Origin of the sequence: Micromonospora echinofusca, from assembly GCF_017614955.1 — a bacterium.
Classification (GTDB): Bacteria; Actinomycetota; Actinomycetes; order Mycobacteriales; family Micromonosporaceae; genus Micromonospora; species Micromonospora echinofusca_A.
In genome coordinates, this window is record NZ_WVUH01000021.1 from 26,421 (window position 1) to 35,429 (window position 9,009).

Consider the following 9,009-nt stretch of genomic DNA (forward strand, 5'->3'; position numbering starts at 1 on the left):
TACCCGGGGGCGGTCCGTCGGACCGGGAGAACCCGGTCCGACGGACCTCGGACGACCCGGGGTCAGCGCAGTCGGGACTCGATGGCCTCGATGATGCGCGGACGCAGCTCGGCGGCGCGGATGACCGCGTCGACCGAACCGACCTCGACCGCACGCTGGATGTTGTGCACCCGGTCGAACTCGGTGGCCACCTCGCTGAGCTTCTCCGCGCGGACCGACGTGCGCAGCTCGTCCAGCTCGGCGGTCAACGCCGCCCGGTCGGCGCCGGAGGCCGCCGCGACGCGGGCCTCCAGCTCCCGTACCCGGGGGTCGGCCCCGGTGCGGGCGTTGACGTCACCGGAGAAGACCACCGCGGCGGCGGGCGCGCCGCCGAGCACCGAGGCGAACGAACCCTCCAGCGCGAGCACGGTCATGTTCGGGTTCAGGGCCTTCGAGAACACCACGAACGCCCCACCGTGGTACCGCGAGATCACGCAGAACACGATGGGCCCCCGGAAGTTCACGATCGCCCGACCGATCTCGGCGCCGTACTCCAGTTGCAGCTTCCGCATCGACTCCGGCGAGCCGTCGAAGCCCGACAGGTTCGCCAGTACCACCAGCGGCCGGTTGCCGCTGGCCGCGTTGATCGCCCGTGCGGCCTTCTTCGACGACCTGGGGAACAGGGTGCCCGCGGTGTAGGTGTCCGGACCGTCGGTGGGCGGGAAGCCGCGTCGCGGTACCGACCGCGACTCGATGCCGAGCAGGCAGACCGGGATGCCGCCGAGGTGCGCGTCCTGCACCACCGCGGTCTCCGCGTCCGCCATGCCGGCCCAGCGTTCCAGCACCGGGTGGTCCTGGTCGGACAGGGCCCGCATCACGGTCCGGATGTCGAACGGCTTCTTGCGGTCCGGGTTGGCCTCGGCGGAGAAGATCTCGCCGACGGTGGTGAAGTCGCTGCCGGCCACCACGTGCGGGAAGGTGGTGACGTCCCGGTCGACCGGGTCGGTCGTGCCGGCCCGCCGGGGTGCCTCCTCGCCGGGGGCGACGTACGTGTGGTCGTAGTACGACATCAGCACGTCCCGCGCGGCGGTCAGGTTCGGCGCCCAGTACTGCGCCTGCCCGTTCGGACCCATCACCCGGTCGTAGCCGCCGATGCCGAAGTTGTCCTCGGCCGACACGCCACCGGAGAAGTCCAGCGACTGCTTGCCGGTCAGCACCATCGCCGAGTCCGGCGTCATTACCAGGATGCCCCTGGTGTGCATGAGCATGGTCGCCTCGGCGTTCCAGTACGGCTGCGCACCCACGTTGATGCCCGCGACCACGATGTTGATCTCGCCGCCGTCCTGGGTGAACTCGACGATCCGCTTGAGCGCGGCGGCCACCCAGTCCATGTTCTCCGTACCCGACGCCATCGAGATCCGGGCCCCGGAGGAGAGCGCGTACCACTCCACCGGTACCCGCATCCGCTCGGCGAGGTCCAGCGCGGCGATGACCCGCCGGCACTCCGGCTCCGACAGCGCGCCGAGCGACTTCGTCGGGTCGCCCAGCAGCACGACCCGGGTGACGCCCTGCGGGTGCCGCCGGGTCGGCGTGCTGACCACACCCGCGACGATCGCCGCCTTGTTGCGGCCCCGGGGCCGGTCGACCGGCACCAGCGCGTGGTCGTCGTCGAGGTCGTGCTCGACGAAGGTGCCGAGCAGGCCGGTCAGCTCGTACGGGTACACGGTGTTGCGGCTGCTCGCCCGCAGCACCTTCTGCCGGTAGTCGTCGAGCGGCTCGATCGGCTCGTCCGACGGCTCCCCGACGGTCAGCTCGGTACCGCCGGTGGCGTCGAAGGAGACGCGTACGGCGATCTTGGTCAGCTCGCCGGTCGACCGGTCCCGCTGCCGGGCGATGAACAGGATCTCCTCCAGCCCGGCGCCGGCGGTCGTCGGCAGGACCCGTCCCGCGATCGTCTCCAGCTCCGCGCGGGTGATGTCGCTCGGCGGCCAGACGTAGATCACGATCCGGTTGGTGTTGAACCGGGTCTTCGACGGCCGCTGCGACTGCACCCGACGGATCGAGTCGAGGCAGGTGGCGACGGTGTCCTCGGCGGTCGGCAGGGCGACCAGCCGGCCGTCGTGCTCGCGCAGCTCGGTCAGGTCACGCACCTGCGCGAACGCGACGAGCCGGTCGTCCGACGGGTTCTCCCGCGCCACACAGCGGAAGAGGTAGACCTCCTCGTCCGACGACGGCAGCCGGGTGAGGTCGAACTTGCGCAGCCGCTCCAGCTGCATCCGCTGCGCGATGTACGGGTGCAGGCCACGGATCAGCCGTTCCTCGGTCATCCCGGTGGTCGACGGACGGAACGTGAAGTGGTGGTGCATCACCGCGCCGCTGCGGCCCGCGACGGTGGCGGTGAGCCGGCGTACCTGGGCCGGCAGCGGGTGCGCGCTGATCACCTCGTGCAGCGCCGCCGCCATCGCGTCGAAGTCCGCCGGCTGCCGCTCCCAGGCGAGGTAGATGTCGGCGTCGATGGCGTCCTCGCCGCCCGCCAGCTCGGCGAGGCCGCGCAGCGCGCCGCCGAGCGCGTCGAAGCTCACCGCCGAGGAGACCACGCAGGAGTCCGCCCGCTGGGCGACCACGAACGTGCAGCCCGCGACCTCGCGGGTACGGACACCGGTGAGGCCCTTGTTGCCGTAGTACCGCCGGGTCAGCACCTCCAGCATGATCGAGTTGTCCAGGTGGTCGCGGACCAGTCGCTGGCCGAGCAGGCGTACCAACGGCTCGGTGCTGCGGACCATGTCGGCGATCCGCTCGGCGCGGTCCGGGGCGTCCGGGTGCGTGTCCAGGTGGCGCAGGTGCCGGCGCACGTCGGCGTAGACCCGGGCCCTGGTCCGGCGCAGCAGCGGCTGGGCGAACCAGGCGAACACCACGCCGTGCGCGAGGTCGGAGACCACCGGGAAACGGACCTGGGTCGCGGCCACCAGCCGCTCCAGGGCCAGACCGGCCGGCTCGCGCAGCGTCTCGTCCGGCGGTGCCTCCCGCAGCCAGGCACGCAGCAGGGTGGCGATCACCCGGGCGTCGGCGGCGGCGCGCTGCTGGGCGAGGAAGATCCGGAACACCGCGGCTTCGAGGTCGGGCGTGCGCTCCAGGTCGGTGACGCCGTAGTGCCCGAGCGCCTTGGCCAGCTTGGCCTGGAACGACTCCGGCAGCCCGGCCCGTTCGACGTCGAGGCTCTGCAGGTAGGTGTGGAAGTACTCACGGGCGCTGGGCACGTGCCCGGGGCCGCTGCCGTCCTCGCCCGCCGGCCGGTTGCGGCTCAGTTCGGCGAGGTCGGCGAAGACCTCGACGAGGGCGAGTTCCTCGGCCAGCGGCCGGTGGCCGTCCTCGGTGGCCGCCCGGCGTGCCGCGAGGTAGTCGTCGAGTACCCGGCGTTCGTCGTGCGGGTCGACGTCGAAGCCCAGCAGCAGGCTGCGCAGGTCCTCCTGACCGCGCCTGGCGCGGGTACGGGCCGGGACCGTCTCCGGCGCGGCGGGCAGGTCCAGCTCGACGGCACCGGCGGACGAGGTGTCCTCGGCCTCGGCGGTGTCGTCGGCGAGCGGCTCCAGCCGCAGCAGCGCCGCGCCGGTCTCCACCTGGCTGCCCACGGACACGGCGCATTCCTTCAGTCGGGCCCGGAACGGTGCCCGCAGCACCGTCTCCATCTTCATGCTCTCCAGCACCAGCACGGGGGCGCCCGCCTCGACCTCGGCGCCGACCTTCAGCGGCGTGGCGACGACCAGCGCGGGCGCGGGGGAGCGGACGACGCCGCCCTCGTCACGGCTGACCCGGTGCGTCACACCGTCGACCTCCACCAGGTGGATCGGCCCGTGCGTGTCGGTGAGCAGGCGGTACCGGGTGCCGTTGACGACGACCTGCCCGGTGTGCCGGTCGAAGCGGTCGAGCTCGACGTCGGCGGTGCGGACGTCGGCGCCCACCTCGATGCCGACCCGGAACCGGTGCGCGCCGACCCGGGCCACCCGTACCCGGTAGCCGACGCCCCGCAGCTTCAGGTCGAGCGGCCGGCCGCTGTCGTGCTGCACCTGGGGACGCCCGCCGAACGCGGTGGACAGCAGCCGCTGCCGCTCGGCGCGCTCCTCCTCCTCGTACGCCTCGATGGCGGCGGCGGCCAGCGCGACGGCGGAGTGCCGGTGCGAGACGAGCCGGCCCTCGCCGCGGACCCGGTCGATCCAGCCGGTGTCGGCGCTGGCGTCGATCACCTCGGGCTGGTCGAGCAGGTCGAGCACGAAGCTCTTGTTGGTCGCGCCGCCCTCGATGACCACCGTGGTCTCGGCCATCGCCCGGCGCAGCCGGCCGAGCGCCTCGTCCCGGTCGCGGCCGTAGGCGATGATCTTCGCGATCATCGAGTCGAAGTTGGCGGGGATGGTGTCACCCTGGCTGACGCCGGTGTCCACCCGGATTCCCGGCCCGGCGGGCAGGTCGAGCCGGGTGATCCGGCCCGGGGAGGGCGCGAAGTCGCGGTCCGGGTCCTCGGCGTTGAGCCGGGCCTCGATGGCGTGCCCGCGCTCCACCGGCGGCGTGCCTTCCAGACGCCCGCCCGAGGCCACCTGCAGCTGCGCCTTGACCAGGTCGAACCCGGTGGTCGACTCGGTGATCGGGTGCTCGACCTGGAGGCGGGTGTTGACCTCCAGGAACGCGAACAGCCGGTCGCCGGGGTGGTAGAGGAACTCGACGGTCGCCGCGCCCTGGTACCCGACCGCGATGGCCAGCCGCTCGGCCGACGCCTTCAGCTCGGCGGCCTGCTCGGGGCTGAGGACCGGGGAGGCCGACTCCTCGATGACCTTCTGGTTGCGGCGCTGCACCGAGCAGTCCCGGACCCCGAGCGCCCATGCCGTGCCCTGGCCGTCGGCGATCACCTGAACCTCGACGTGCCGGGCGCCGGTGACCAGGCGCTCCAGGAACACCACCCCGCTGCCGAACGCCCGCGCGGCCTCCTGGCTGGTGCGCTCGTAGGCGTCGACCAGCTCGGCCTCGTTCGTGATGACGCGGATGCCGCGTCCACCACCGCCGGCGGTCGCCTTCAGCATCAGCGGGTAGCCGATCCCGGCCGCCGCCGTCACCGCGGCCTCCAGCGTCTCCACCGCGCCGCGGCTCCACGGTGCGACCGGTACGCCGACCTCCTCGGCGATCAGCTTCGCGCCGATCTTGTCGCCGAGCTTGCGCATGGCGTCCGGGTTCGGTCCGACGAAGGTGACCCCGATCCGCGCGCACAGCTCCGCGAACGCCGGGTCCTCGGCGACGAAGCCCCAGCCGACCCACGCCGCGTCGGCCCCGGTCTCCACCAGCGCCCGTTCCAGCACCTTCAGGTCCAGGTACGGGCGCGCGGACGCGGGACCGAGATCGTAGGCGATGTCGGCCTCCCGGACGAAGGTGGCCGTGCGGTCGACATCGGTGTGCAGCGCGACGGTCTCGATCGGATTCCCGGTCTCTGCGGCCAGGTCCCGAGCGGCGTGGATGAGCCGCATCGCGGCCTCACCACGGTTGACGATGGCGATACGACTGAACACCCGAACGAACCCTCCTGCCCAGGGCGGCGGCCGGTGGACCGGCGAACTGGGCGGTTCCTCTTTGCAACGGTGGATGGTGACCGGCTGAGCGTAGTAGATGGCGCCCGGTCTGGGCATAGTGGCTGGTGCCTGATTTGGGTGCAATGACCGCATCGAATGATGAGTCAGTGGCTCCCGTCCTCGATGCCCGGGTACCTCCATCCGGAATAGGGGTGATTAAGGGTCGCCTGGTGGGCGGCGCATTTCCGGTAACGGGGCATGGTCGCTCCGACATGGTCGGGGATCTCGGCTTCCATCGATCGGCGCCCAGTTTAGATATCGACGGACAGCGATGCCAAGATGTGTCGCGTGGCGGGTGGATGCCGAATGCCCCGGCTTCCGCCGCTGAAATGCCACGAAATGGCCGGGCCGTGCAGGTGAAAGCGGGAATTCACCTGAGCACCCCGACCGGAAGGGCGGGATCAGCCGTTCGGCCGCAACTCGGCGAGGAGCTTCTCGACCCGTGCGCGGATCTCGTCCCGGATCGGGCGCACCGCCTCGACCCCCTTGCCGGCGGGATCGGTCAGTTTCCAGTCCTCGTACCGTTTGCCGGGAAAGACCGGGCAGGCGTCGCCGCAACCCATGGTGACGATGACGTCGGAGGACTCGGCGGTCGCGTACTCCAGCAGTTTCGGGGTCTGGTCGGTGATGTCGACGCCGACCTCGGCCATGGCCTCGACGGCCGCCGGGTTGACGGCCCCGGCGGGGGCCGAACCGGCGGAGCGGACCTCGACGGTGTCCCCGGCGAGGTGACGCAGCCAGCCGGCGGCCATCTGGGAGCGGCCGGCGTTGTGGACGCAGACGAACAGGACACTCGGCTTGTCGGTCATCAGATGCCTCTCCTGGCGGTGCGGGGGTCAGGCGGACCGGTCGTCGGTCCGGTCGGTGGGCACGGTCACCCGGTCGGCGGCGGCACCGGCGTCGGGGTAGAGCACGGCGAGCAGGGCCACCCCCACGGCGAGACCGACGAGCTGGGCCAGCACGAACCCGGGTACCGAGGCGGGGGCGATGCCGGCGAAGGTGTCGGTGAAGGCGCGGCCGACGGTGACCGCGGGGTTGGCGAACGAGGTCGACGAGGTGAACCAGTACGCGGCGCCGATGTAGGCCCCGACGGCGGCCGGGGCGACCGGGGCGCGACCGGACCGCGCGAGGGCGAAGACCAGCAGGACGAGTCCGCTGGTGGCGACGACCTCGCCGAGCCACAGGTGGCCGGCGGCGCGCTCCCGGCCGGAGAGGTCGACGGCGGCCAGGTCGAACATCAGGTTCGCCAGTACCGACCCGGCGATCGCGCCCAGCACCTGGACCACCACGTAACCGGCGAGTTCCCGGAGGGTGAGGCCGGTGCCCCGACGGCGGCCGAGGAACCAGTCGGCGGCGGAGACGACCGGATTGAAGTGCGCACCGGAGACCGGGCCGAAGATCAGGATGAGTGCGCCGAGGGCCAGCGCGGTGGCGATCGAGTTCTCCAGCAACTGGAGGCCGACATCGTCGGGGGAGAGGGTGGCGGCCATGATTCCGGAACCGACCACGGCGGTGACCAGCAGGGCGGTGCCGGTGAACTCGGCCAGCAGCCGCCGGAGTGCGACGGTCATCAGTTTTCTGTCTCCAGGTCGGGTTGCCGGCGGGACGCCGGAACGGTGGGGGTCATCGGCTGTCTCCGGAGAGGACGGCGGGGGCGAGCCGGTCGACCCGGTCGGCGAGGTCGGCGTAGGCGGCTTCGAACGCCTCGTCGGTGTCCACCCGGACCGGGTCGGGAACCGACCAGTGCAGGCGGGGACGCACCGGCCCGGTCAGTTCCTCGTGGGCGTTGTCGCACACGGCGATGACCAGGTCGTCCCCGCGTACGACCTCGTCGACGTGGGCGGTGCCGGTCGGGTCGAGGTCCAGGTGGTGACGGTGGGCGACCGCGAGCGCCCGGGGGTGCACGCGGGGCGCCGGCTCCGTGCCGGCCGAGGCGGCGGCGCTGTCGGTACGGCGTTTCCACAGCGCGGCGGCCAGCTGGGAGCGGGCCGAGTTGTGGGTGCACACGAACACCACCCGACCGACCCCGGTCAGGCGCGGGGTGGCGAGGGCGGCGAGGGTTTCCGGACGCAGCCGCAGATAGGTACGGCGCCGGTCGCCCTCGGAGCGCCCCCTGGTCACCAGGCCTGCGTCGGTGAGGACCCGGACGTGGTGGGCGACCAGGTTGGTCGGCAGGTCGAGGGCCTGGGCGATCTCCCCGGGGGAGGCGTCACCCAGGGTGAGGGTGTCCACGATCGCCAGGCGTGCCGGGTCGCCGAGGGCGGCGTGGGTCCGGGCCCGCTCCGCACGCCGAGAAAGCTCAACTTCCATTGACTCAATATATGTTGAGTGATTATGCGGGTCAAGTCGCCGGCGGCTCAGGCGTGCTTCCGGGGCAGGGTGAACCGCCAGCGTTGGGCCCGCAGGACGGGTACGACCCGGTCCACCGCCTCGACGGTCTGGCTGCGGTCCCCGCCACCGTCGTGCAGCAGCACCACGGCACCCGGCGTGATGCCGTCGAGCAGCCGGCGGACGAGTTCGTCGGTGCCGGGTGGTTCCCAGTCACCGACGGACAACCGCCAGCCGAGCGGCTGCATGCCCAGCGCGGCGGCCACGGCGGGGGTCCGGCCCCAGGCGCCGTACGGGGCGCGGAAGTACCGGACCCGGGCGTGCGGCACGGCCCGACGGATGGCCTCGTTGGTCTCCGCCAGGTCCGCCGCGATCCGCTCCGGCGGCCAGGCCCCCATGTCGTCGTGGCGCATGCCGTGGTTGCACAGGGTGTGTCCGTCGGCCACGATCCGCCGGACCACGCCGGGGTGGGCGTCGACGTGTTCACCCCACAGGCAGAACACCGCCGCGACCCGGTGCCGGCGGAGGACGTCGAGCAGTCGTAGCGTGTCGGCGGGGTTCGGGCCGTCGTCGAAGGTGAGGCTGGCCGCCCGGCCACCGCTGCGGGCCCGGTCGACGATGCCGGCGTTCACCCCGGGACGGGGCCGGACGGGACCGGCGGTCGCCGGGGTCGGGGTGGTGGATGGCATCGGAGATCCTCGTCGGTGTCGGCCACCCCGGCCGGCGCGGTGGGCGTCCGGATCGGTCGCCGCCGTGCCGGCCGGGGACGGGTCGCCCTGGCTGCGCAGTGCTGCCCGGTCAGCCGACCCGGCAGGTCAGCGCCGGCCAGGACCAGTTCCCGCCGTGGGAGATGGTGAACCCGAAGGTGTTGCCGCTGCCGTTCGGCCGCATGGTCATCACGTTGCCGCTGCTGTCCCAGCTGGGCGTACCGCTCCAGGTTGCGATGATCTTCTGCGGCGGGGTGACGGTGACGGTGACGATCCAGTTGTTCGTACCGGTCACGGTGACGCTGCCGTTGAACCGGTCACTCCACTTCTGCCCCTCGCTGTAGGTGGCGGTGCAGCCACCGCTGGTGGGCGGCGGGGTGGTGGGG

Annotated in this window: 5 protein-coding genes and 1 pseudogene; all 6 read right to left on the minus strand. The window is 72.3% G+C overall.

Annotated features, from left to right (window positions below; translation table 11 throughout):
• Positions 1-62 precede the first annotated feature (62 nt).
• Positions 63-5,528 (minus strand): ATP-binding protein, encoded by a 5,466-nt coding sequence (locus GSF22_RS04805; protein ID WP_208811515.1) that lies wholly within the window; start codon positions 5,526-5,528, stop codon positions 63-65.
• 461 nt (positions 5,529-5,989) lie between these two features.
• Positions 5,990-6,397, minus strand: coding sequence for an arsenate reductase ArsC (locus GSF22_RS34465; protein ID WP_244366216.1), 408 nt, complete (start codon positions 6,395-6,397; stop codon positions 5,990-5,992).
• A 27-nt stretch (positions 6,398-6,424) separates the two neighbouring features.
• On the minus strand, positions 6,425-7,159 hold the full coding sequence (locus GSF22_RS34470; protein ID WP_244366218.1) for an aquaporin: 735 nt from the start codon (positions 7,157-7,159) through the stop codon (positions 6,425-6,427).
• 52 nt (positions 7,160-7,211) lie between these two features.
• Complete coding sequence (locus GSF22_RS04815) at positions 7,212-7,898, minus strand: arsenate reductase/protein-tyrosine-phosphatase family protein (protein WP_208811516.1); 687 nt, start codon at positions 7,896-7,898, stop codon at positions 7,212-7,214.
• Between the two features lie 47 nt (positions 7,899-7,945).
• Positions 7,946-8,605, minus strand: coding sequence for a polysaccharide deacetylase family protein (locus GSF22_RS04820; protein ID WP_208811517.1), 660 nt, complete (start codon positions 8,603-8,605; stop codon positions 7,946-7,948).
• A 109-nt stretch (positions 8,606-8,714) separates the two neighbouring features.
• Positions 8,715-9,009: pseudogene (locus GSF22_RS04825) on the minus strand (polysaccharide deacetylase family protein); the annotation flags it as partial.

What these genes read in the sequence shown, in the direction of transcription:
- GSF22_RS34470 (WP_244366218.1), bottom strand. Translation starts at nt 7,159, where the DNA reads ATGACCGTCGCACTCCGGCGGCTGCTGGCCGAGTTCACCGGCACCGCC.
- GSF22_RS04815 (WP_208811516.1), bottom strand. Translation starts at nt 7,898, where the DNA reads ATGGAAGTTGAGCTTTCTCGGCGTGCGGAGCGGGCCCGGACCCACGCC.
- GSF22_RS04820 (WP_208811517.1), bottom strand. Translation starts at nt 8,605, where the DNA reads ATGCCATCCACCACCCCGACCCCGGCGACCGCCGGTCCCGTCCGGCCC.
- GSF22_RS34465 (WP_244366216.1), bottom strand. Translation starts at nt 6,397, where the DNA reads ATGACCGACAAGCCGAGTGTCCTGTTCGTCTGCGTCCACAACGCCGGC.